This is a genomic window from Streptomyces altiplanensis (assembly GCF_053591575.1).
This window is the reverse complement of the sequence record NZ_JBSFUB010000005.1, coordinates 1-21,903: the sequence shown is the minus strand read 5'-3', so window position 1 is coordinate 21,903 and position 21,903 is coordinate 1. Positions and strand designations below refer to the sequence as shown.

Here is a 21,903-nt window from a genome sequence, read left to right as displayed (position 1 = left end):
GCGCGCGTCATGCATGTCCGCCGTTCCGCGCGTCCCGTGGACCCGGCCCGTCTCATCTGGTGAGCCGAGGGATGGACGGACGGGCCGACCACGTAATGTTGTCAAGGTGACCGTGAACGCTAAGACCACCCCCAACGGTGGCAACACCTGGCGAGACCTTCCCGCGGCGCAGCAGCCCGAGTACCCCGATGCCGAGGCTCTGCGCGATGTGATCGCGGACCTCGAGTCGTATCCGCCGCTCGTCTTCGCGGGCGAGTGCGACCAGCTGCGCGCCCGACTGGGAGCCGTCGCCAAGGGCGAGGCGTTCCTGCTGCAGGGAGGCGACTGCGCCGAGGCATTCGACGCCGTATCCGCCGACCACATCCGAAACAAGCTCAAGACCCTTCTCCAGATGGGCGCGGTGCTGACGTACGCCGCCTCCGTGCCCGTCGTGAAGGTGGGCCGGATCGCCGGCCAGTACTCCAAGCCGCGCTCCAAGAACACCGAGACCCGCGACGGCGTCACCCTGCCGACCTACCGCGGCGACTCGGTCAACGGCTTCGAGTTCACCGAGAAGGCCCGGATCCCGGACCCCGAGCGGCTGAAGCGGATGTACCACGCGTCCGCCTCGACGCTGAACCTCGTGCGCGCCTTCACCACCGGCGGTTACGCGGACCTGCGCCAGGTGCACGCCTGGAACCAGGACTTCGTGAAGTCGTCGCCCTCCGGACAGCGCTACGAGCAGCTGGCCCGCGAGATCGACAACGCGCTGAACTTCATGAAGGCCGCCGGGACCGACCCCGCGGAGTTCCGCACGGTCGAGTTCTACGCCTCGCACGAAGCGCTGCTCATGGACTACGAGTCCGCCCTGACCAGGGTCGACTCGCGTACGGGCCACCTGTACGACGTATCGGGCCACATGCTGTGGATCGGTGAGCGCACCCGCCAGCTGGACGGCGCGCACATCGAGTTCGCCTCGAAGATCCGCAACCCGATCGGCGTGAAGCTCGGTCCGACGACCACGGTCGACGAGGCGCTGAGCTACGTCGACAAGCTCGACCCGGACCGCGAGCCCGGCCGGCTGACCTTCGTCGTCCGCATGGGCGCCGACAAGGTCCGCGACAAGCTCCCCGAGCTGGTCGAGAAGGTCACGGCGTCCGGCGCGGCCGTGGCATGGGTGAGCGACCCGATGCACGGCAACACCTTCGAGGCCGCCTCCGGCCACAAGACGCGTCGCTTCGACGACGTGCTCGACGAGGTCAAGGGCTTCTTCGAGGTGCACAAGGGCCTCGGTACGCACCCGGGCGGCATCCACGTCGAGCTGACCGGTGACGACGTCACGGAGTGCGTGGGCGGCGGCGACGAGATCTTCGTCGACGACCTGCACCAGCGCTACGAGACGGCCTGCGACCCGCGGCTCAACCGCAGCCAGTCGCTGGACCTGGCGTTCCTGGTCGCCGAGATGTACCGCGACCAGTAAGAACCGGCAAAACCGGACCGGAAAAAGGCTGTGGGGCGCGGATCGAATGTGATCCGCGCCCCACAGCCGTGTCCGGGACTTTTGCGTACGGGGGGCGACGGGTAAGGTTAGGTTGACCTTACCGATTAGTCGTCCCCCTCGGCCCGCGTCAGGAGGTGTACCGCGTGTTCGTCTGCTCTTGCTTCGGCGTGACCGACCAGCAGATCAAGGAGCACGCGGCCGCCGGTGCCTGCACACCGCGCCAGATAGCGTCGGTCAGCAAAGCGGGTACGGACTGCGGTTCCTGCGTACGCACGATCCAGGGGCTCCTGGGCCGTGGCGGGTGCCCGCGCCGCGCACTGGTCGAACAGGGCGGGGCGGCGCTCACCGGGACGCCTCTCCCCGAAGCCGCCTGACCGGAGCCCGGCCGGCTGTCAGCTGCTCGGCTGCTCGATCAGCTGGGCGATGTAGAGCGCCTCGCCGAGTTTCTCCACCAGCTCCAGCTGGGTGTCGAGATAGTCGATGTGGTGCTCCTCGTCCTTGAGGATGTCCTCGAAGATGTTCGCCGACGTGACATCGCCCTTGGCCCGCATGACCTCGATGCCGCGCTTGAGGCGGTCGATCGCCTCGACCTCGATCTGCCGGTCGGCCTGGAACATCTCGGTGACGGTCTGGCCCACCCGCACATGGAAGAGCCGCTGGTAATTCGGCAGGCCGTCCAGGAAGAGGATCCGGTCGGTCAGTGTCTCCGCGTGCCTCATCTCGTCGAACGACTCGGCCCGGGTGTACTTGGCGAGCTTCGTCCAGCCGAAGTTGTCCTGCATCTTGGCGTGCAGGAAGTACTGATTGATGGCGGTCAGCTCGGCGGTCAGCTGCTCATTGAGGAATTCGATGACCTCGGGGTCGCCCTGCATCGCAGAGGCTCCTTCCAAGCGTGGTAATGGGCAGGTCCGCGCATCCTCGCACCATGAATGGGAGGCGTCCAGTAAGTGCAGGCTTATCAGGAGTTGCCCCGAATAGGGTCAGACCTGGTCATGACCACCCCTTGCGGTCTGTCACCATGGAGTCATGGGTCAGCCGGAAAGCCGGGAACATCACGAATCAGCACAGCCCGAGCTTCCGCCGGGACAGCGGCTGCAGCGTGGCTGGCCGGTCACCCACTACGGTCCTGTACCCAAGTTCAAGCCGGACCGCTGGGAGTTCAGGGTTTTCGGCGCCACGGCGGACGGCGACAAGCACTGCTGGAACCACGAGGAATTCTCGGCGCTCCCGTTCGCCACGGTCGAGGCCGATCTGCACTGCGTCACGAAATTCAGCATGCTTGGGGCCGAATGGGGCGGTGTGCTCGCTCGTACGCTCGTCGAACTCGCGCCCCCCGCGCCGAGCGTCACGCACGTCATGGTCTGGGCCGAGTACGGCTTCAGTGCGAACCTGCGGCTCGCGGACTTCACTTCCGACCGGACGATCTTCGCCACCCACAAGGGCGGTGAGCTGCTGACCGCCGAGCACGGGTTCCCGCTGCGCCTGGTCGTACCGCACCTGTACGCCTGGAAGGGGCCCAAGTGGGTCCGGGGCGTCGAGTACATGACGGCGGACCGCCGCGGTTTCTGGGAGGAGCGCGGCTATCACAACGTCGGCGACCCCTGGCGTGAGCAGCGGTACTCCTACCAGGAGGAGCCGGGGGACGGCCCCGAGCTGTAGGGCCCGGCGGCCGCGCCCTCCGGTCGGTGCCCTCCGGTCGGTGCCTTCCGGTCGGTGCCTTCCGGTCAGTGGTGGTACGGGTGGACCACCGCGTGGCCCTTGCCGCGGCCGATCATCCACTTGTTGACGGGTGTGGTGATGAGGAAAGCGGCGAAGAGCGCGAAGGCGAGCACGCCCCAGAACATTCCGTCGGTGAGGTGCGCGTCCATCGCGCCGGGCCACAGCGCGAGCACGCCGTTGTCGATCAGCTCCATCACCGCGATGGAAAGGGTGTCGGCGGCGAGGGCGACCCGGAAGGCGGTCCTGAAGCCGACGCCGGCCTTGAGGACGCCGCGCAGGGTGAGGGCGTAACCGAAGAAGAAGGCCAGGGCGATCGCCAGGACCATCGTCTGCACGTTGCCCCACCCGAGCGCGGTGCCGATGACCATGCCCAGCACCTCGCCGATGGCGCAGCCGGTGAGGCAGTGGAGCGTGGCCTGGGCGGCCATGGACCAGCTGACCTTGCCGTGGCCGGCGTGGGCTCCGTGATCCACGGGGTCCGCGTGGGCTGCTTGATTTTCGTGCCCCGCGTGACCGTCAGGGCCGTGGTGCATGTCGTGCGTGTGTGCGTCGTGCTGCATGGCGTGCCCTCCAGGGGCGGGCAGCGGTTCCTGTCGACAAACAGAACCGTATACCCCTTGGGGGTATTCCTCAAGGGGCTTCAGCGGTTCTCAGCAGGAGTCGCGCAGCTCCTTCAGCCGCGCCACATCGGCCGCGTGGCCTTCCTTGCCGCCCGGCGTCTCGATCGTCAGCGGTACGCCCTCGGTCGCCGGGTGCGCGAACAGTTCCCGGAACGGCTCCGCGCCGATGTGGCCGGAGCCGATGTTCTCGTGGCGGTCCCTGTGCGCGCCGACGCCCTCCTTCGAGTCGTTGGCGTGGATCAGCTTGAGCCGGCCCTCGCCGACCGTGTCCACCAGCAGGTCCAGTGTCTGCTTCATCCCGCCGGGCCCCGCGAGATCGTGCCCCGCCGCGTAGATGTGGCAGGTGTCGAGGCAGACGCCCAGCTTGGGGTGCGCGTCGAGCGCCTCGAAGTACGGGCCGAAGTCCCAGGTGCGTGAGCACAGCGAGGAGCCCTGCCCCGCCGTCGACTCGAGCAGCAGCAGCGGGTCGTCGTCGTGCGTCAGCTCGTCGAGGAGCGGCAGCAGGTACGCGCGCACCTGCGCGAGCGACTCCGAACGCGGCCGGCCACCGGTCGCCGAACCGGTGTGCACCACCACGCCCAGCGCGCCGATCTCACGTCCGCGGCGCAGCGAGTGCCGCAGCGACTCCACGGACTTCTCGGCGGTCGCCTCGGTGTGCGAACCGAAGTTGATCAGGTAGGGGGCATGGACGTACGCCGGTATCCGCTCGGCGGCGCAGGCCGCGCGGAACAGCTCGTCCTGGGCGGGATTTCCGGTGGGCGTCGCCCAGCCGCGCGGGTTCGCGACGAAGACCTGAACGGCCTCGGCGCCCAGCTCACGGGCGTACGCGAGACCGTTCGTGGCGAGACCGCCGGCTACGGGGACATGACTGCCGACGGGGTTTCGGGAGGGAAAAGGTGCGTTGCTCATCGGCATCAAGGATGCCAGGACGCCGGTGCGAAGGGCCGCCGGCCGGGTGGCGGCCCCTCGCGGGCGGACTCCTACAGGCCCTTGGTCCTGAGGGTGATCGTGCTGCCCTCCGGAGCCTTGCCGCCCTCCCCGACCGACTGGCTCGCGATCTTGTCGCTGAAGGAGAGGAAGGGGCGGTCCACCTTCACCTCGAAGCCCGCCTCCCGGAGCGTGCGCTTCGCGTCGTCGACGTCGTCACCGACCACATCGGGCACGGAAACCATGCGCGGCCCCTTGGAGACCGTCAGCGTGACGGTGTCGCCCTCGGCGAGCCGGTCGCCCTCGGCCGCGGACTGCCCGACGACCGATCCCGCCTCCTCCCGGGACGTGACGCGCCCGGGCGCGACCTTCACGGTGAGCCCGGCCTCCTCCAGCTCGGAGGTGGCGTCCTCCACGCTCTCGCCGGTCACGTCGGGCACCTCCACGGGGGCGCCCTTGCTGACGACGAGGGCGATCGCGGAGTCCGGGTGCCGCTCGGTGCCGGCGCGCGGAGTCGTACTGACGACGGAGCCCTGCGGGACGTCCTCGTCGAATGTCCTGGTGACGATGCCGGGGGCCAGACCGGCCTTCTTGAGCTTGTCCCTGGCCTCGGTCAGCGGCAGCCGCCCGACGTCGGGCACCTTCACGGTTTCCGGGCCGCGCGAGACGACCAGCGTGACGGAGCCGTTGCCACGGATACGGGCACGGGAGGCGGGGTCGCTGTTCATGACGGTGCCGCGGTCGTACGCCTTGCTGTACTCGCGCCGCACCTCCTTCACATCGAGACCGGCGGCGGAGAGCCGCGCGGTGGCCTCCTTCTCCGTCTGGCCGAGGAGTGAGGGGACGCGGGTGAACTGCCCGGAGTTGATGTACCAGACGCCGGCGCCGACTCCGAGGACGAGCAGGACGGCGGTCACGGCCGCGAGCACGCCGCGCCCGGGCGCGACGGCGCGCCTGGAGGGCGCCGCCGCCGACTGCGGCGGGGGCATCCGGAGCCGACTGGTGCGGTTGAGGGGCTCGTCGCAGGGGCCGCCGGGGGCCCCGGTCGCGCGCGGGATGACGCTCGTGCGGTCCTCGGCGCCGTCGTGCGTCTGCGCGCGGGCCTGCGGCGGCACCGCGTCGAGCTGCTCGTCGCTGAGCGCGGCGCGCGCCTCCCTGGCCTGCGCGAGGAGCGCCACGGCGTCGTACGGACGGATCTCCGGATCGCGCGCGGTGGCGCCCGCGACCAGCTCGTCCAGTCCGGCCGCGAGCCCGGGAACGGCGGCGGACGGGACAGGCACGTCCTCGTGGAGGTGCTGGTAGAGAACCTGCGCGGGGGTGCTGCCGGAGTGCGGTTTGGCGCCGGTCAGCATCTCGTACAGCACGACACCGCAGGCGTAGACGTCGGCGCGGGTGTCGGCCGTGCCGTGCTCTATCTGCTCGGGCGCGAGGTACGACACGGTGCCGAGGACCGACCCGGTGGTGCTGGTGACGGTGTCCACGGCCCGTACGAGACCGAAGTCGGCGACCTTGACCCGGCCGTCGTCCCCGATCAGGACGTTCTCCGGCTTCATGTCCCGGTGCACGAAGCCGGCGCGGTGCGCGGCCCCGAGCGCGGCCAGCACCGGCTCCAGGATGTCGAGGGCGGCACGGGGCTGGAGAGCGCCGCGCTCGCGCAGTACGTCGCGCAGGGTGCACCCGGCGACGTACTCCATGGCGAGGTAGACGTACCCCCCGTCCGTTCCCTGGTCGAAGACGCCGACCACATTCGGGTGCGCGAGCCGGGCGACCGACTTCGCCTCCCGGATGAACCGGTCCACGAAGGAGCCGTCGGCGGCGAGGGCGGGGTGCATCACCTTGAGGGCGAGCACCCGGTCGAGGCGGGTGTCGACGGCCCGGTAGACCGTGGCCATGCCACCGACGGCGATGCGCGCATCGACGCGGTAGCGGCCGTCGAGCACGTGCCCGACGAGCGGGTCCTGAAGGGTCGTATCCACGGAGCGAGTCTACGAGCCGCCGCCGGCACCTCCGGCAGGCGTGGGTTTCCCGGGCCGGTATTGCAGCGGAGCTGTGACAGCGGGTGGCGCCCGCGGGGCTCCGTCCCGGGGCCCGGCGGGCGTCCGGGGGAGTCCGGGGCGGGGCCTGCTCCCCCTGGTTTACGTTTACGGGAAGGGGCGGGGCGGGGAAGAGGCCCGCGCGGCGGCCCGCCGGTCAGAACGCCGGGCGTTCCGGGTCCAGCACCGCCCGCCCCGCCACCGGCGACGACGCCTCCGCGAAATGCCGCCGCGGGATCCGTCCCGCCCGGTACGCGAGCCGCCCCGCCTCCACCCCGTGCCGCATCGCCTCGGCCATCAGCACCGGCTCCTGCGCCCGGGTCACCGCCGACGCCAGCATCACCGCCGCGCATCCCAGCTCCATCGCCAGCGCCGCGTCCGACGCGGTGCCCGCCCCCGCGTCCAGCACGACCGGCACACGCGCGTGCTCCACGATCAGCTGGAAATTGTGCGGGTTGCGGATACCGAGCCCCGACCCGATCGGCGACCCCAGCGGCATGATCGCCGCACACCCCACGTCCTCCAGCTTCCGCGCGAGCACAGGATCGTCGTTCGTGTACGGCAGGACGGTGAAGCCGTCGTCCACCAGCGTCTCCGCCGCGTCCAGCAGCTCGATCGGATCGGGCAGCAGCGTCCGCTCGTCGGCGACGACCTCCAGCTTCACCCAGTCCGTGCCCAGTGCCTCCCGCGCGAGGCGCGCCGTCAGCACGGCCTCGCCCGCCGTGAAACACCCCGCCGTGTTCGGCAGCACCCGGATGCCCAGTTTCTCCAGTACGGAAAGCACCGATCCCTGGACGGTCGGGTCCAGCCGCCGCATCGCGACGGTCGTCAGCTCGGTCCCGGACGCGACGAGGGAGCGTTCCAGTACGTCGAGGCTCGGCGCTCCGCCCGTTCCCATGATCAACCGTGAGGAGAACGTGGTGTCGCCGATGGTCAGAAGGTCGTCGGCCATGGTTCAGCCTCCCTGGACTGCGGTGAGGACTTCGACGCGGTCGCCGTCGCCGAGCACGGTGACGCCCCACCGCCCGCGCGGTACGACGGTTTCGTTGAGGGCGGCGGCGACCCCCGAAGGGGCCCGGGTGAGGGTCGCGACGAGCGCGCCCAGCGTCGTACCGGCGTCGACCTCACGGTTCTCGCCGTTCACGGAGATGGTCATACGGGCTGCTCCTGCGGTACGGAGACGGAGGAAGGGAGGGAGGCGGAAGGGGCGGCCGGCGCGAAACGCAGCGGGCTGAACGGACGCGCCTCGTCCGGCAGTTCCCCGCCGGCCAGGACAGCGGCCATCGCATCACCGGTGACCGGCGTGAGCAGCACCCCGTTGCGGTAGTGCCCGGTGGCCAGGTGCAGCCCCTCCAGCGCGGTCGGCCCGAGCAGCGGCGCGTTGTCCGGGGAGCCGGGCCGCAGCCCCGCGCGGGTCTCCGTCAGCGGCAGCTCGGTGATGCCCGGCATCAGCTCGTGCGCGTCGCGCAGCAGCTCGTACACCCCGCCCGCCGTGACCGTCGTGTCCCAGCCGAGCTCCTCGCTGGTCGCCCCGACGACCAGTTCGCCGTTCTCGCGCGGTACGAGGTAGACGTGGCTGCCCCGCACCACGGCACGCACCGTCCGGCTCAGGAAGGGCGCGTACGCGCGTGGCACGGCCAGCCGCAGCACCTGCCCCTTCACGGGCCGTACCGGCGGCAGCACCTCCCGCGGTACGCCCGCGAGCCGGCCGCTGAGGCTTCCGGCCGCCAGCACCACCTGGCCGGCGGTGAGCTCCGTCCCGTCCGCCAGTACGGCGCCGGCGGCCCTCTCCCGTACGACACGGAGCCGTTCGGCCCAGCCGCGGTGGAAGATCACCCCGGCCCGCTCACAGGCCGTCAGAAGGGCTGCGGCCAGCCGCCTCGGGTCGACCTGGTGGTCACCGTCCACCCGCAGGCCCCCGCGCACGCCCGGCGCGAGCATCGGCTCCAGGCGGCGGCACTCGCGCCCCGTGAGCCACTCCGACGCGAGCCCGGAGCGGCGTTGCAGGGCATGGAGCTCGCGCAGGTGGGCGCGGTCGTCCGTGTCGAGCGCGACGGCGAGCGTGCCGCAGGAGCGGTAGCCGGTGGTCTGCCCGCTCGCCGCCTCCAGCTCGGCGACGAACGCGGGATAGCGCTCGGCGGACGCGAGGTTGAGGCCGAGGAGCGTCTGCTCCCCGTAGTGGAGTTCGGTGACGGCGGCGAGCATTCCGGCCGCGACCTGTGCGGCCCCGCCGCCCGGCTGCGGGTCGGCGACGGCGACGCGCAGCCCGCGCTGCGCCGCCCGCCAGGCCGTGACCAGGCCGATGATTCCGCCCCCGACGACGAGGACGTCTGACGATGTACGCGGCATGGGCGTCCAGCCCCTCCCTTCGCCGGCATGACCCGGATCAGGTTCGTACGGTCGGAGGCCGTCCAGCCTCCCTCTCAGCCCGGTACGTCCGGGCTCCCGCGAGTGCTTTACGGTGGCCACCCTAACGCCAGGCCCCGACGCGCTGTAAGGGAGCAACTCCTGTGGCCCGCTCGCTCGACGGACTCGTCCTCTCGCCGGTCGCCGACCAGGCGCCCGGCCAGGTCGGGACACGGACCCGGTTCACGTACCACGAGGAGGACGGCCGGATCTGGGCCGAGTACGCGGGCGGCGACGTCGTACGGGGCCATCTCGTCGGCACGCGCGAGGGCGACGCGCTGGACTTCCGTTACGTACAGCTGAAGCAGGACGGCACGACCTCGTCGGGGCACTGCGCGTCCACCGTCGTCGACCTCCCCGACGGGCGCGTGCGGCTGGAGGAGACCTGGGTCTGGGAGTCCCAGGAGGGCAGGGGGACGAGCGTCGTCGAGCAGCTGCCCCTGTGACGCTGCGCCGGAGGTCTTCCTCCCCGGTCCCGGCGAGGGCGGCGGAACGCGCCGTCCTACAGTGACCGGGTGAGCGAGCAGAGGCAGACAGAGCGGCGCGTCGTCATCGTCGGCGCGGGAATGGCCGGTGTCCAGACCGCGGTGTCCCTGCGCGAGCAGGGCTGGACCGGCTCCGTCACGCTGATCGGCGCCGAACCGCATCAGCCGTACGACAGACCGCCGCTGTCCAAGGCGGTGCTGCTCGGCCACGCCGAGGAGTCGGCCTTCGACGTCGACTTCGAGGCGCTCGGCATCGAACTCCACCTGGGGCGCGAGGTGACGGGCGTGCGCCCCGGGGCGCACGAGATCGACACACCCTCGGGCCCCGTTCCGTACGACGCGCTGGTCGTCGCCACCGGAGCGCTGCCCCTCACGCTGCCCGGCGGCGAAGGCGTACCCGGGGTCCACCTCCTGCGCACCCTCGACGACGCCGCGCGGCTGCGGCCCGTGCTCGGCCGGCGGCACGACATCGTGGTCGTCGGGGCGGGCTGGATCGGCGCGGAGTTCGCCACGGCCGCCCGCGAGGCGGGCTGCGCGGTGACCGTCGTCGAGGCCGCGGACCGGCCGCTCGCGGGCACCCTGCCCGCCGACGCCGCCGCCCCGATGGCCGCCTGGTACGCCGAGAGCGGCGTGGAACTCCTCACCGGCGCGCGCGTCGCGCACGTCGAGCCCGGCACGGTCGTCCTCGCCGACGGCCGTCGGCTCGCGGCCGGCGCGGTGGTCGTCGGCATCGGCGCCAGGCCCGCGACGGCCTGGCTCGCGGGCTCGGGGATCGAACTCGGCCCGGACGGGTCCGTCACCGCCGACGCCCGCCTGCGCACCTCGGTCCCCGACGTGTACGCGGTCGGGGACTGCGCCTCCTTCCCCTCCGCCCGCTACGGCGAACGCCTGCTCGTCCACCACTGGGACAACGCGCTCCAGGGCCCGCGCACGGTCGCGGCGGACATCCTCGGCGAGACACCGCGGGACTACGACCCCGTCCCGTACTTCTGGTCCGAGCAGTTCGGCCGCTTCGTGCAGTACGCGGGCCACCACGCCCACGCCGACACGACGGTGTGGCGCGGCGACCCGGTCGGCGCCGCCTGGTCGGTGTGCTGGCTGCGCGAGGGGGCGCTGGTCGCGCTGCTCACCGTGGCCCGGCCGCGCGACCTCGCGCAGGGGCGCAGGCTCATCGCGGCGGGTGCCCCGATGGACCCGGACCGGGTCGCCGATCCGTCCGTCCCGCTCAAGACCGCCACCCTTTAGGCCGGTAGTCGGGGCCGCACGGCAGGCCCCGACTACCGACTGTCAGTCCCAGATGGCACGCTTGTCCCGTGACCGAGATTGACGCAAAGATCGATGCTCTCGTCCCCGCCTGGTTCAACCTCCCCGACATCGCGGAAAAGCTCGGTGTCGAGGTGACGCGCGTCCGGCAGCTGGTCAAAGAAGGCCAGCTGATCGCCGTACGCCGCGGAGAGAACCGGGTGCTTCAGGTGCCTGCCGCCTTCATCGACGGCGACAAGGTGGTCAAGGGTCTCGCCGGGACCCTGACCCTCCTGAGGGACGACGGCTTCTCCGACGAAGAGATGCTCGAGTGGCTCTTCACCCCCGACCCGACCCTGCCCGGCACCCCCGCGCAGGCGCTGAGTGAGAATCGCGGCACGGAGGTGAAGCGGCGAGCCCAGGCGCTCGCCGTCTGATCACTGACGACACAACCGCACGCGGTGCACGGGCCTTCGCCGGCCTGTGCACCGCCCGCCCACGGGGGGACACCACCATGCCCACGTCCACGGAGAGTTCCACGACGGCGCGCGAGCAGCTCGCCGGTGCCCGGCTGTACCTGTGCACGGACGCGCGCAAGCGCCAGGGCGACCTCCCCGAGTTCCTGGACGCCGTCCTTGCCTCCGGCGTGGACATCGTGCAGTTGCGCGACAAGGGCATGGAGGCCGCCGAGGAGCTGGAGCACCTCCAGGTCTTCGACGACGCCTGCCGCAGGCACGGCAAGCTGCTCGCCGTGAACGACCGGGCCGACGTGGCCCACGCCGTCGGCGCCGGTGTGCTGCACCTGGGACAGGGTGACCTGCCGGTTCCGGCCGCGCGCGTGATCCTCGGCGCCGACGTCCTCGTCGGCCGCTCCACGCACGGCGAGTCCGAGGTGGACGCGGCCGTCGCGGAGCCCGGCGTGGACTACTTCTGCACGGGGCCCTGCTGGCCCACCCCCACCAAGCCCGGCCGGTACGCCCCGGGCCTCGGCCTCGTCCGGTACGCCGCCGGGCTGCGCCAGGACCGCCCGTGGTTCGCGATCGGCGGCATCGACGCGGGCAACCTCGACGAGGTGCTGGACGCGGGTGCCCGCAGGGTCGTGGTCGTACGGGCGATCACCGAGGCCGACGATCCGGCGGCCGCCGCGGCGGAACTCGCGAAGAGGGTCAGGGCGTACGCCGTGTAACTGCCCCGGCCGTCCGTGACCGCCTGCGGCTGTCCGCGGTTGTCCACGGCTGTCCACAGAGTGGACAACAGTCCGGCAATACGGATAAAACGCCTGCTCTGGTTGGGTCATCGCCGAGCCCTGGTTAACCTGCGGATATGGCCCTTGGCACAGCTTCGACCAGGACGGATCACGCGCCTACTGTGCGTGATCTGCTCGCGACCGGCAAAACTTCGTATTCGTTCGAGTTCTTCGCCCCCAGGACCGAAAAGGGGGAGCGGAGTCTCTGGAACGCGCTGCGCCGGGTCGAGGCGGTGGCCCCCAGCTTTGTCTCCGTGACCTACGGGGCGGGAGGGTCCACCCGCGCCGGCACGGTCGGCGCCACCCAGCAGATCGCCGCCGACTCCACGCTCACCCCGGTCGCGCACCTCACGGCGGTGGACCACTCCGTCGCCGAACTGCGCAACATGGTCGGGCAGTACGCGGACGCCGGGATCCGGAACATCCTCGCCGTGCGGGGAGACCCGCCCGGCGACCCGATGGGCGAGTGGGTCGAGCACCCGGAGGGCGTGCGGTACGCCGCCGAACTCGTCCGGCTCATCAAGGAGTCCGGCGACTTCTGCGTGGGCGTCGCGGCCTTCCCGGAGATGCACCCGCGCTCGACCGACTGGGACACCGACATTCGGCACTTCGTGGACAAGTGCCGCGCGGGCGCAGATTACGCGATTACCCAGATGTTCTTCAATCCGGAGAATTATTTGCGGATGCGCGACAGGGTCCAGGCAGCCGGCTGCGAGACCCCGATCATCCCCGAGGTCATGCCTCTCACCAGCGTCAAGCAGTTGGAGCGGTTCCCGCAGCTCAGCAACGCCACGCTCCCGGCGGAGCTGAAAGAGCGGATCCTCGCGGTCAAGGACGATCCCGCGGCTGTACGCTCCATTGGCATCGACTTCGCCACGGAGTTCTGCGCGAGGCTGCTCTCCGAGGGTGTACCCGGATTGCACTTCATCACGCTCAACAACTCCACGGCGACGCTCGAAATCTACGAGAATCTCGGACTGCACGCGCAGTCGTGACCGGCCGTACCCGCTCCCTTCCGCGGCGACGGCCGCAGGAGGGGGCGGGCATGGGCGGCTGGACGGTCCTCTACATCGCATTCGGAATCGTCGCACTGTGGCTGCTCGGCGAGGTGCTGTTGCAGTACAAGGCGCGGCTGAGATGGCGGCTGCTGGCCTTCAGCGGCTTCATGGGCGTGGTTCTCGGGGTGCTGCTGCCCTCCGTGTACGTGATCGCGGGCGGTGCCGTCGCGTTCGCCATCGGCCAGACGTACGTCACGCTCTCGTTCCGCCGGGGCTTCTCGACGGGCTGGGCGATCGGCGGCAGGCCCGGTGAGAGCCGCCGCCGCAAGCGCGGTGCGCGGGCCGTCGAGCAGGAGCCGACGCTGCAGGTGTCGGACCTCGAGTACGAGCCGGCCGCTCCGGCGGAGCCGGTGTACGCGTCCGTGGAGCCCCTCCCGGACGAGACCGGGCAGTACGGCGTGTACGACGCGGCGGCGTACGCGGCACAGCAGCAGCCCCGGAGCGACGGCTTCGGCGCCGGGTACGACGTGTACGACTCCCACTCCGGCCACGGCCGGCCGGGCCAGGACACCTACACCGGCCAGGACACCTACACCGGCCAGGACACCTACGCAGGCCAGGACACCTACGCCGGCCAGGACACCTACGCCGGTCAGTACGACTACGCCTCGGACCGGCAGCAGTACGCCGCGTACTCCGACCCGTACATCGGCAGCCAGCCGTACGGCGGTCAGCAGTACGGCGACCAGCAGTACGCCAACGAGACACCGCCCGGCGGTGTGTGGGTCCCGCAGCAGCGCGACGGCGAGCAGCCCTTCGGGAGCCCGCAGCCGTCCCAGGAGCAGTACCAGAACGACTACGACACCACCGGCTACAACGAGCAGTACCGCTACTGAACGCCCGCTACTGCGAGCCGCGGAAGCCGTCGCCCTCGACGACGAGTCCCGCGACGAGCGCCCCGGACATCCCGGCATGCGCGAGCCCGCCCCCGGGATGCGCCCAGCCCCCGGCCAGCAGCAGACCGGGCAGCCGCGTGGTGTTGGCCGCGTGCAGATGGCGGCCCCCGGCCCCCGCCAGCGCGGGCGGCGGCACCGAGCCCCCCGCGGCGCCGGTCGCGGCCGCGGTGTCCGCCGGGGTGCGGACCTCGCGCCACAGCAGCCGCTCCCGCAGGTCCGGCACGGCCGCGAGCGCGGCCTCGGCCACCTCGTCGGCGTACCGCGCGACGAGCGCCTCGTCCGTCCAGTCGACCGGCCCCTGCGCGGCCACGGTCGCCGTGAGCGTGACCGCCTCGTGGGCGTCGTCCGGCCGCGTCAGCGGGTCGTCGGGCCGCAGCACGGTGACGGTGGGGCGCTCGGCGTGCTCACCGCGGAACGCCGCGGACGCCTCCGCGCCGGCGTCGGGGGAGTGGACCACCGTCCGGTGGACCGTGCCGTCCGGGCGGCCGCCGCGCAGCGCGAGGAACACCGTGAACCGGCCCGGGGGCACGGGCCCCGGCTCGACGTCGCCCGGCGCCCACACCTCGCGTCCCTGCATCATCCCGGCGAGGGCGCGGGGGTCGGCGCCGAAGACCACCGAGTCCGCTGCGACGACCGTGCCGTCCGCCAGCTCCACACCCGCCGCGCGGCCGTCCTTCTCCGTGACCGCGGCCACCTCGGCACCGAAGGTGAACTCCACCTTCCGGGCCAGGCACCGCTCGTACAGCGCCCGCGCCAGCTCCCGCATCCCGCCGCGCACGTACCAGCTGCCGAAGGTCTGCTCCATGTACGGCAGCACGGCCGCCGCCGCGGGCGCGGTGCGCGGGTCGAGTCCGTACGCCAGGGCGTAGCTGTCCAGCAGGGCCGCCAGCCGGGGCTCCGCCAGTTCCCACGCTCCGACCTCCCCGACCGTGGCCGCCTGCCGGTCGCGCCGCAGCACCCTGCGCCGGCGCACCGACGGATACGGATCGCGGCCGAGCACCTGCCAGTCCGGCCGCAGCGGTTCTTCGAGCAGCGGCCGTCTGGTCATGTCCCACGCGTCACGGGCGCGGTTCAGGAAGTCGCCCCAGCGCTCGCCGGCCCCCGCGCCCAGCGCGGTGTCGAGCGCGGAGACGACCCGGGCACGCGAGGCGTTGGGCAGCGAGAGATCCGTACCGTCGTCGAAGAGGTGCCGGCTCGCGGGGTCCACGGGCGTGAGCGCGACGCACTGCTCCAGGGGCTCCTTGCCGGTCTTGACGAACAGGTCCCGGTAGACGGCGGGCAGGTGCAGCAGTCCCGGCCCCGTGTCGAAGACGAAGCCGTCCCGCTCGAACCTGCCCAGCGCGCCGCCGTACGTCGCCGCGCGCTCGTACACCGCCACGCGGTGGCCCGCGACGGCCAGCCGGGCGGCGGACGCCATCGCGCCCATCCCGGAGCCGATCACCACAATCCGTGCCATGCCAGGGACTGTATCGGCCGCCACCGACAACCCGTTCAGGAGGCCGCGAGGAGGCGGAGGGGTGGGGGAGTACGAACACGGACGTGATCGGGACCAGCCGTCGCCGGGCCGGACTGGGGTCGAACGCGCAGGTCTGAGTATCCGTACCTAGTGCGGGAGATGAGTAGGTGCGCGGATGGGCCCCGGCCCGCGCAGACGGAAGAGTGGGGACCACGGAAGGGGCGCAGCGCCGGCACCGCCGACACGGGGCGGCGGAGACGGCGCGGCTCCCCTGACGGAGCGGGGGTGTACACGGGGGTCGGGGGACCCACGGGGGAGCACGGGGAAACGCCGGTCCGGCGAGGCTCGGGGGGATCGAGCCTCGCCGGACCGGCTTTTCCGCTGCCGTTTGCTAGTGGCCGCTCACCCGGCCGCGCAGCAGCAGGGACAGCGCCGAGTGGACGTCGTCGATCGTCCGTTCCCGCTGGAACGCCTGCCAGTCGAGCGCCGCCACCAGCACCATGCCGACCAGCGCGGCCGCCGTCAGCGGAATGTCGATCTCCTTGCTGAGCTCGCCGTTGGCGACGCCGTCGCGCAGCACCGTCTCGACGACGGCGACGGCTTCCTGCCGTACGACCAGGAGCGTCGACTGCCAGGCCCTGTTGGTGCGCCACAGCTCGGCGACGTACAGCTGGGTGAAGGCCGGGTAGCGGTCGATGAAGCCGAGGCCGGCCCTGATCATCGCGTCGAGGGCCTCCACCTTGGTGCCCCCGCGTTCCGCCGTCTCGTCGGCCGCCGCCTGGAGGGAGGCGGTGAGCAGTCCGACGCCGTGCCGCAGCAGCTCTTCGAAGAGCTCCGTCTTGCTCTTGAAGTTGTAGTAGACCGTGCCCTTGGCGACCCCGGCGCGCTCGGCGATCTCGTCCACCGTCGTCGAGGAGAAACCCTGCTCCGCGATGAGGGTGACGGCTGCCTCGTAGAGCTTCTGCCGGGTGACCTCGCGGCGCGTTCTGCTGCTTTCCATGGACACGATTCTCACAGGCTGAGCTCCGGGTGGAGACGGTCGAGCGTCCACACCTGCTTGCGCCGGGCGGAGACGGCCGTCAGCGCCAGCGCTCCCACCGTGAAGGCGAGCAGCACCAGGCTGCCCGTCCAGACCGGTTCCAGACCGCCGCCCGTGATCAGCCGGCGCAGGCCCTCCACGACGTAAGTCATCGGCAGGAAGGGGTGGATGGCGTTGAAGAAGCCCGGACTGGTCTGTACGGGATAGGTGCCGCCCGCCGAGGTCAGCTGGAGCATCAGCACGGCGAGGACCAGGATGCGGCCCGCCGCGCCGAAGCGGGCGTTGAGCCACTGCACGATCGCCGCGAAGCAGCCCGTCACGAGGACCAGGAAACCGGCCGTTCCCGCGACGCGCGCCAGCTGCAGCCCGAGACCCCAGTGGAGTACGGACATCAGAGCGGCACTCTGCAGCGCCCCGAGCGCGGCCACCGGCAGCCAGCCCGCGAGAGCGGTCCGCCAGGCGGAGGCCCCCGCCGCGAGGGCGCGGCGGTTGAGCGGCTGGATCAGCATGTACGCCACCATCGCGCCGACCCACAGGGACAGCGGGATGAAGTACGGGGCGAATCCGGTGCCGTAGTTGGGCGCCTTGTGCATCGACTGGGAGGCGAGCTGGACCGGGTCGGCCATCACCTGGGTGCGCCGGTCGCGGTTCTTCTCGTCGTAGTCGGGGATCTGGCCGACGCCCTTGTGCAGGCCCGTGGCGAGTTCGCCGGAGCCGTCGGCGAGTTTGACGAGGCCGCCGTTCAGCTCACCGGCACCGGACTTGAGCCCGCCGATGCCGCTGTCCAGGTCGGTGGCACCGGTTTTGAGCCTGCCGATGCCGCTGTCGAGGCCGGTGGCACCGCTCTTCGCGGTGGCCAGGCCGGTGTTGAGGTCGGCGGCGCCTCGGGCCACCTTCCGGGCGCCGGCGTTGAGCGCGTTGACCTCGCTGACGGCGCTGCTCAGGTCCTCGTCGAGGTGGGGAGCGCGCGTCGAGAGCTTGCGCGCCTGCTGCTGGAGCTCGGCCAGGTACTTGTCCAGCTGCGTCAGGTCGCCACGCTGGTCCTTGACCAGGTCGTTGACGTCCGCGGCGACGAGCGCCGCGTCCGCGGCGGCCTTGTCGGCCTTCTTCAGCTGCGGGCAGGCGGGGTCGGCGAGCGGCTGGTCCACACAGAGCGACTGGTAGACGGTGTGCAGGTCGTCGGCGGCCGCCCGGGACGCCTCTGCCGCGACGGGCGCGTCCTTCACGAGCTTGCTGAGATTGTCGCGGACCACCCGGGTGCCGTCGGCGACGAACTTCGCCGTGTCCCCGACCGTCCTGCCGTTGTCCTTGAGGTACGGGCGGACGGTTCCCGCGATGCCGTTGACCGTGTCGGCGAGCTTCTGCGTGCCGTTCGCCACCTGCTGCGAACCGCTCTTCAGATCGCCCGATCCCTTGTGCAGCTTCTTCAGTCCGCCGGACAGGTCACCACTGCCCTTCTTGGCGTTCCCCAGACCGTCCACGAGATCCTTCGAGCCGGCCTTGGCCTTGTCGAGGCCCCCCTTGAGGTCGTCGGAGCCCTTCTTCGCCTTTCCGATGCCGCCCTTGATGCCGTCGGCGCCCTCGGCCGCCTTCTGCGTGGCGTCATGGATGTCGGAGAAGGAGATGAAGATCTTGTCGAGGAACGAGCGGGAGGCGTTCTTCGAAGCGGCGGTGCGCACCTCGGAGAAGACCGTTCGCGAGATCTGCCCGACGATGTAGTTGTTGGCGTCGTTCGTGCGCACCTGAAGGGCGCTCGCTTCGGGAGCGTCGCCCGAGCTGGACGCGATCCGCTCGCTGAAGTCCGGCGGCATGGTCAGGGACAGGTAGTACGCGCCGTCCTCGACGCCCCTGCGGGCCTCGCCGGCGCTCACCTCGTGCCACTCGAAGACCTTGCTGTCGCGCAGCTTCCCGGTGATCTCGTCACCGGCGGCGATCTTCTGTCCGTCTGCGGTGGCGCCCCTGTCGTCGTTGACGAGGGCGACGGGTATCCGGTCGAGCCTGCCGTACGGGTCCCAGAAGGACCACAGGTACAGCGCGCCGTACAGCAGCGGAAGCAGCAGCAGCGCGACGAGCGCGGCGCGCGGCAGCTTCCCCCTGCCGAACCGCTTGAGCTCAAGCGCGGCCAGTTTCGGCGAGCGCATCGGCCGCCCCCTCTTCGGTGTCGTCGGAGTTCCCGGTCCCGCTCTCGTTCTCGCTCGCGCTGCCGGTGGTGACCCGCAGCGCGTCGTCGGGCGCCTCGCTGCACACCGCGACGACGGTCGTCCCCGCCCGGGCGACGGAGCGCAGCAGCTCCCAGGCCAGAGCGCGTTCGGCGTCGGAGAGCTTGAGGTCCAGATCGTCCACGGCGAGCAGCCGGGGACGACCTGTCAGCGCCAGCCCGACGGACAGACGCAGCGCCTCGAGACGCTCCAGATCCCGTACGGACGTACGCGTCCCCTTGGGCAGCGTGTCCAGGTCCAGCCCCGCGGTGTCGAGCGCGGCGTCGAGCCTGGCCCGTGCTTCGGCGGCGCGCTCGGCGCGGGGCCGCAGCAGCGCGCGCAGCGAGCCGTCGAAGCGGCGCTGGAGGAGCGCGCGCTCCCGCAGGTGCTCGGCGACCGTGAAGGCCGGGTCGAGTTCGCTGACGCCGGTGACCGGACCCAGCGCGCTCATGCGGCGTACGGCGGCCATCTTCTTCGGCAGCCGTACGCCACCGACCTCCGCGTGGCCCTCGGTGGCGCGCATGCGGCCGGTGAGGGCCAGCAGAAGACAGGTGCGGCCTGAGCCGGAGGGTCCTTCGACCGCGATGAGCGTGCCGGGCTCCGCCGCGACGCGCACGTCGCGGAACACCCAGCCGCGAGGACCCTTCAGTCCGAAGTCCTCCGCCGCCACGGCTGCCCCGTGCGGGCTGTCCACAAGCCCTCCCTATTTTTGAACTGACCAGTCAGTTCAAAAACTATCCCGAACATGCGGTCGAAGCAAAAAGCCAGGTCAGCGGCGACTGTCAGTGGCGCCCTTCACGATGGGTACATACGGCTACAGAGCCGTCACGCGACGAAGGAGGTTCGTCATGGCCCGCACGTCCGCAGCCGCCGCACACCGGCGCCGCGCCACCGGCCCTGCCCCCTCACCGGCCGGCCCCGCCGCCGACGTCCACCCGGTGCTGCGCAGGGCCGGTGCCCCGCCCGCCGCTCTCGACCTGCTCGCCCAGGCCCGCGGCGGACTGGACGAGGCCGCCGCCCTCGAAATGCCGAACGAGCGGTACGCCACGGCCCACCTCGCCGCCCTGCGCACCGCTGCTGCCGTCCTCGCGGCCCGTGGACGGCCCGAGACCACCGCGTCCCGGCGCCGGCGGATCCGCAGCGCCTGGGAGGTCCTCCCGGAGATCGCGCCGGAACTGGCCGAGTGGAGTGCTCTGTTCGCCTCGGGCGCCGCCCGCCGGGCGCGCGCCGAAGCGGGCATACAGGGGGCGGCGAGCGCCCGCGACGCCGACGACCTGCTGCGCGACGCGGCGATGTTCCTGCGCCTGGTCGAGCGGCTGCTCGCGCTGGATCCGGTGCTTCCCCAGGCCCGGATCGAGGGAGCGGACCACCCGGACGCGGGATGACAGGACCGGTTCCCGGAGGCAATAGGGTGGGCATGGCGTTCACCGCCCGCACCGTTCACCGCCCCGCCGCCCGCGGCGGCACCGCGCCGAGGAGTCAACTGCCGTGTCGGACCCGATGCGCCCCCGCGCCTCCCTCCGTACCGCCGTGGTCTGGGAGGTCCTCAAGGACGCTCTCGACCACAAGGTCAAGGCGACCGGGAGCGACGCCCTGGACGTTCTCGACACCGGCGGCGGCACGGGCAACTTCGCGGTGCCCGTCGCCCGCCTCGGCCACCGCGTCACCGTCGTCGACCCCAGCCCCAACGCGCTGTTCGCGCTGGAGCGCCGGGCCGCGGAGGCCGGCGTCGCCGACCGCGTGCGCGGTGTGCAGGGCGACATCCACGGCCTCTTCGACGTCGTCGACCGCGGCGGCCACGACGTGGTCCTGTGCCACGGCGTCCTGGAATACGTCGACGACCCGGCCGAGGGTGTGCGCAACGCCGTCGACGCGCTCCGCCCCTCCGGCATCCTCAGCCTGCTCGCCGCCGGTCTCGGCGGCGCCGTTCTGGCCCGGGCCCTGGCCGGTCACTTCACCGAGGCCAGGCAGGCCCTCGCCGACCCGGCGGGCCGCTGGGGCGAGGGCGATCCCGTGCCCCGGCGCTTCACCGCGGAGCAGCTCACCGGGCTGGTCGGCGCGGCCGGTGTCGAGGTCGGTGCCGTCCACGGCGTACGGGTCTTCGCCGACCTCGTGCCCGGCGCCCTGGTGGACACCGAGCCCGGCGCCCTGGACGCCCTGCTCAAGCTGGAGGCCGCGGCCGCCGAGCTGTCCGCCTTCCACTCCGTCGCGAGCCAGCTGCACGTCCTGGGGCAGAAGCAGGAGCCCGGCGACGGCTGAGGAACCGTCCTGCGCGGCACGAGAAGCGGCTGATCAGCAACGCAGTGGTACATGGAGTCCGCCACAGGCCCCCCGATCGGCCGCCTTGCCCCGTATGATCGGAGCACACCGTGCGCATGGCGGATCAGCCAATGGGGAATGTACTCCTCAGGCAACTGAGACGGCGTGGCGGCCCGGATTGTGAATTGGCGTAGAGGGCGGGTTTCACGGGGGCGATTCCCTGCCTATTCTGAAAGGGCCGCAAACGGTCGCCCCCCGCGACCGACGAGTAGGAGGACTCCCGTGCCGCTCTCGGAGCACGAGCAGCGAATGCTCGAGCAGATGGAGCGAGCGCTGTACGCCGAAGATCCCAAGTTCGCGACAGCGCTTGAGGGAAGCGGGCTGCGTACGTACACCCGGCGACGGGTCTACCAGGCAGTCGCAGGCTTTCTGGTGGGTATCGCGCTCCTCATGGCCGGAATGGTCGCACAGCAGATCTGGGTCAGCGTGGTGGGCTTCCTTGTGATGCTCGGCTGCGCGGTGCTCGCGGTTACCGGCTGGCGCAAGGCCCCGAAACCGGGGGAGCAACCTGCTCCCGCCGGTACCGGTCCGGCCGCTCGCAGCCGCCCCCGGCAGCGACGGTCGGTCATGGACCGCATCGAGCAGCGGTGGCAGCGCCGCCGCGAAGAAGGCCAAGGACACTGAGACAGGTCACTGAGCACCGGCCGCGCGCACACCGACCGCGTCCGATTCTCACTGACCGCATCCGACACTTGCTGTACGAGTGAGGGGTGACCGGGGAGAGGGTAAGTGCCCTCGTACTCCACGGGGTTCTGGGTCGCGGCGACCAGGAAGGGGTC

At 71.5% G+C, this 21,903-nt stretch carries 23 protein-coding genes, 1 pseudogene and 1 riboswitch; of the genes and pseudogenes, 12 read left to right on the top strand and 12 right to left on the bottom strand.

Going from position 1 to position 21,903, the window contains the following annotated elements:
* Window positions 1–106 precede the first annotated feature (106 nt).
* Both ACWD0Y_RS03355 and ACWD0Y_RS03350 read left to right on the top strand, forming a co-directional pair.
* Window positions 107–1,459, top strand: a complete 1,353-nt coding sequence (locus ACWD0Y_RS03355; RefSeq protein ID WP_450258790.1) for a class II 3-deoxy-7-phosphoheptulonate synthase — start codon at window positions 107–109, stop codon at window positions 1,457–1,459.
* A gap of 164 nt (window positions 1,460–1,623) precedes the next feature.
* Window positions 1,624–1,854, top strand: a complete 231-nt coding sequence (locus ACWD0Y_RS03350; RefSeq protein ID WP_450258789.1) for a (2Fe-2S)-binding protein — start codon at window positions 1,624–1,626, stop codon at window positions 1,852–1,854.
* A gap of 18 nt (window positions 1,855–1,872) precedes the next feature.
* Here ACWD0Y_RS03350 and bfr read toward each other — a convergent pair whose 3' ends face one another.
* The gene (gene bfr / locus ACWD0Y_RS03345; RefSeq protein ID WP_344498300.1) at window positions 1,873–2,352 is read right to left on the bottom strand and encodes a bacterioferritin; all 480 of its coding nucleotides are present in this window, start codon (window positions 2,350–2,352) and stop codon (window positions 1,873–1,875) included.
* A 154-nt stretch (window positions 2,353–2,506) separates the two neighbouring features.
* On the opposite strand from bfr, the gene ACWD0Y_RS03340 reads away from it, so the two are divergent.
* A complete protein-coding gene (locus ACWD0Y_RS03340; RefSeq protein WP_093801247.1) occupies window positions 2,507–3,139 on the top strand; it encodes a sulfite oxidase-like oxidoreductase in 633 nt (210 codons plus the stop codon).
* A 65-nt stretch (window positions 3,140–3,204) separates the two neighbouring features.
* On the opposite strand, the gene ACWD0Y_RS03335 is transcribed toward ACWD0Y_RS03340, so the two are convergent.
* The 6 genes from ACWD0Y_RS03335 to thiO form a co-directional block, all read right to left on the bottom strand.
* Window positions 3,205–3,759 (bottom strand): DUF4396 domain-containing protein, encoded by a 555-nt coding sequence (locus ACWD0Y_RS03335; protein ID WP_450258788.1) that lies wholly within the window; start codon window positions 3,757–3,759, stop codon window positions 3,205–3,207.
* 90 nt (window positions 3,760–3,849) lie between these two features.
* Window positions 3,850–4,728, bottom strand: a complete 879-nt coding sequence (locus ACWD0Y_RS03330) for a deoxyribonuclease IV (RefSeq protein WP_450258787.1) — start codon at window positions 4,726–4,728, stop codon at window positions 3,850–3,852.
* A 71-nt stretch (window positions 4,729–4,799) separates the two neighbouring features.
* Entirely contained in the window at window positions 4,800–6,722 is a 1,923-nt protein-coding gene (pknB, locus tag ACWD0Y_RS03325; protein ID WP_450258786.1) for a Stk1 family PASTA domain-containing Ser/Thr kinase, read from the bottom strand.
* Between the two features lie 214 nt (window positions 6,723–6,936).
* Window positions 6,937–7,731: a thiazole synthase gene (locus ACWD0Y_RS03320; RefSeq protein ID WP_093801251.1), complete on the bottom strand. Its 795-nt coding sequence runs from the start codon at window positions 7,729–7,731 to the stop codon at window positions 6,937–6,939.
* Window positions 7,732–7,734: 3 nt separating this feature from the next.
* Complete coding sequence (gene thiS, locus ACWD0Y_RS03315; RefSeq protein ID WP_450258785.1) at window positions 7,735–7,935, bottom strand: sulfur carrier protein ThiS; 201 nt, start codon at window positions 7,933–7,935, stop codon at window positions 7,735–7,737.
* Window positions 7,932–9,128: a glycine oxidase ThiO gene (gene thiO, locus ACWD0Y_RS03310; RefSeq protein ID WP_450258784.1), complete on the bottom strand. Its 1,197-nt coding sequence runs from the start codon at window positions 9,126–9,128 to the stop codon at window positions 7,932–7,934. The genes thiS and thiO overlap by 4 nt, the downstream gene beginning before the upstream one ends.
* Window positions 9,126–9,238, bottom strand: a riboswitch (TPP riboswitch). It overlaps the preceding gene by 3 nt.
* A 51-nt stretch (window positions 9,239–9,289) precedes the next feature.
* Here thiO and ACWD0Y_RS03305 point away from each other — a divergent pair.
* The 6 genes from ACWD0Y_RS03305 to ACWD0Y_RS03280 all read left to right on the top strand — a co-directional run bounded on the left by ACWD0Y_RS03305 (window position 9,290) and on the right by ACWD0Y_RS03280 (window position 14,052).
* Window positions 9,290–9,631 carry a hypothetical protein gene (locus ACWD0Y_RS03305; RefSeq protein ID WP_450258783.1) on the top strand — a complete coding sequence of 114 codons (342 nt, stop codon included), beginning with the start codon at window positions 9,290–9,292 and terminating at the stop codon, window positions 9,629–9,631.
* A gap of 69 nt (window positions 9,632–9,700) precedes the next feature.
* Complete coding sequence (locus tag ACWD0Y_RS03300) at window positions 9,701–10,915, top strand: NAD(P)/FAD-dependent oxidoreductase (RefSeq protein WP_450258782.1); 1,215 nt, start codon at window positions 9,701–9,703, stop codon at window positions 10,913–10,915.
* A 68-nt stretch (window positions 10,916–10,983) separates the two neighbouring features.
* On the top strand, window positions 10,984–11,349 hold the full coding sequence (locus ACWD0Y_RS03295) for an Rv2175c family DNA-binding protein (RefSeq protein WP_093801255.1): 366 nt from the start codon (window positions 10,984–10,986) through the stop codon (window positions 11,347–11,349).
* Between the two features lie 77 nt (window positions 11,350–11,426).
* The gene (thiE, locus tag ACWD0Y_RS03290) at window positions 11,427–12,098 is read left to right on the top strand and encodes a thiamine phosphate synthase (RefSeq protein ID WP_450258781.1); all 672 of its coding nucleotides are present in this window, start codon (window positions 11,427–11,429) and stop codon (window positions 12,096–12,098) included.
* A gap of 137 nt (window positions 12,099–12,235) precedes the next feature.
* Window positions 12,236–13,153: a methylenetetrahydrofolate reductase [NAD(P)H] gene (gene metF, locus ACWD0Y_RS03285; protein ID WP_093801257.1), complete on the top strand. Its 918-nt coding sequence runs from the start codon at window positions 12,236–12,238 to the stop codon at window positions 13,151–13,153.
* Between the two features lie 50 nt (window positions 13,154–13,203).
* Entirely contained in the window at window positions 13,204–14,052 is an 849-nt protein-coding gene (locus tag ACWD0Y_RS03280; RefSeq protein WP_450258780.1) for a hypothetical protein, read from the top strand.
* A 7-nt stretch (window positions 14,053–14,059) separates the two neighbouring features.
* On the opposite strand, the gene ACWD0Y_RS03275 is transcribed toward ACWD0Y_RS03280, so the two are convergent.
* The 4 genes from ACWD0Y_RS03275 to ACWD0Y_RS03260 all read right to left on the bottom strand — a co-directional run bounded on the left by ACWD0Y_RS03275 (window position 14,060) and on the right by ACWD0Y_RS03260 (window position 19,499).
* Window positions 14,060–15,568, bottom strand: coding sequence for a phytoene desaturase family protein (locus tag ACWD0Y_RS03275; protein ID WP_450258779.1), 1,509 nt, complete (start codon window positions 15,566–15,568; stop codon window positions 14,060–14,062).
* 391 nt (window positions 15,569–15,959) lie between these two features.
* A complete protein-coding gene (locus ACWD0Y_RS03270) occupies window positions 15,960–16,568 on the bottom strand; it encodes a TetR/AcrR family transcriptional regulator (RefSeq protein ID WP_093803593.1) in 609 nt (202 codons plus the stop codon).
* Between the two features lie 11 nt (window positions 16,569–16,579).
* Window positions 16,580–18,748: a YhgE/Pip family protein gene (locus tag ACWD0Y_RS03265; RefSeq protein WP_450258778.1), complete on the bottom strand. Its 2,169-nt coding sequence runs from the start codon at window positions 18,746–18,748 to the stop codon at window positions 16,580–16,582.
* A complete protein-coding gene (locus tag ACWD0Y_RS03260) occupies window positions 18,720–19,499 on the bottom strand; it encodes an ATP-binding cassette domain-containing protein (RefSeq protein ID WP_450258777.1) in 780 nt (259 codons plus the stop codon). The genes ACWD0Y_RS03265 and ACWD0Y_RS03260 overlap by 29 nt, the downstream gene beginning before the upstream one ends.
* A gap of 154 nt (window positions 19,500–19,653) precedes the next feature.
* Between ACWD0Y_RS03260 and ACWD0Y_RS03255 the strand changes: the two genes are divergently transcribed.
* From ACWD0Y_RS03255 to ACWD0Y_RS03245, 3 genes are all read left to right on the top strand, one after another.
* Window positions 19,654–20,190 (top strand): SAV_6107 family HEPN domain-containing protein, encoded by a 537-nt coding sequence (locus ACWD0Y_RS03255; RefSeq protein ID WP_450258776.1) that lies wholly within the window; start codon window positions 19,654–19,656, stop codon window positions 20,188–20,190.
* Between the two features lie 103 nt (window positions 20,191–20,293).
* The gene (locus ACWD0Y_RS03250; protein ID WP_450258775.1) at window positions 20,294–21,064 is read left to right on the top strand and encodes a methyltransferase; all 771 of its coding nucleotides are present in this window, start codon (window positions 20,294–20,296) and stop codon (window positions 21,062–21,064) included.
* 282 nt (window positions 21,065–21,346) lie between these two features.
* Entirely contained in the window at window positions 21,347–21,748 is a 402-nt protein-coding gene (locus ACWD0Y_RS03245; protein ID WP_093801263.1) for a DUF3040 domain-containing protein, read from the top strand.
* 92 nt (window positions 21,749–21,840) lie between these two features.
* On the opposite strand, the pseudogene ACWD0Y_RS03240 reads toward ACWD0Y_RS03245, so the two are convergent.
* Window positions 21,841–21,903, bottom strand: a pseudogene (locus ACWD0Y_RS03240) (AAA family ATPase); the annotation flags it as partial.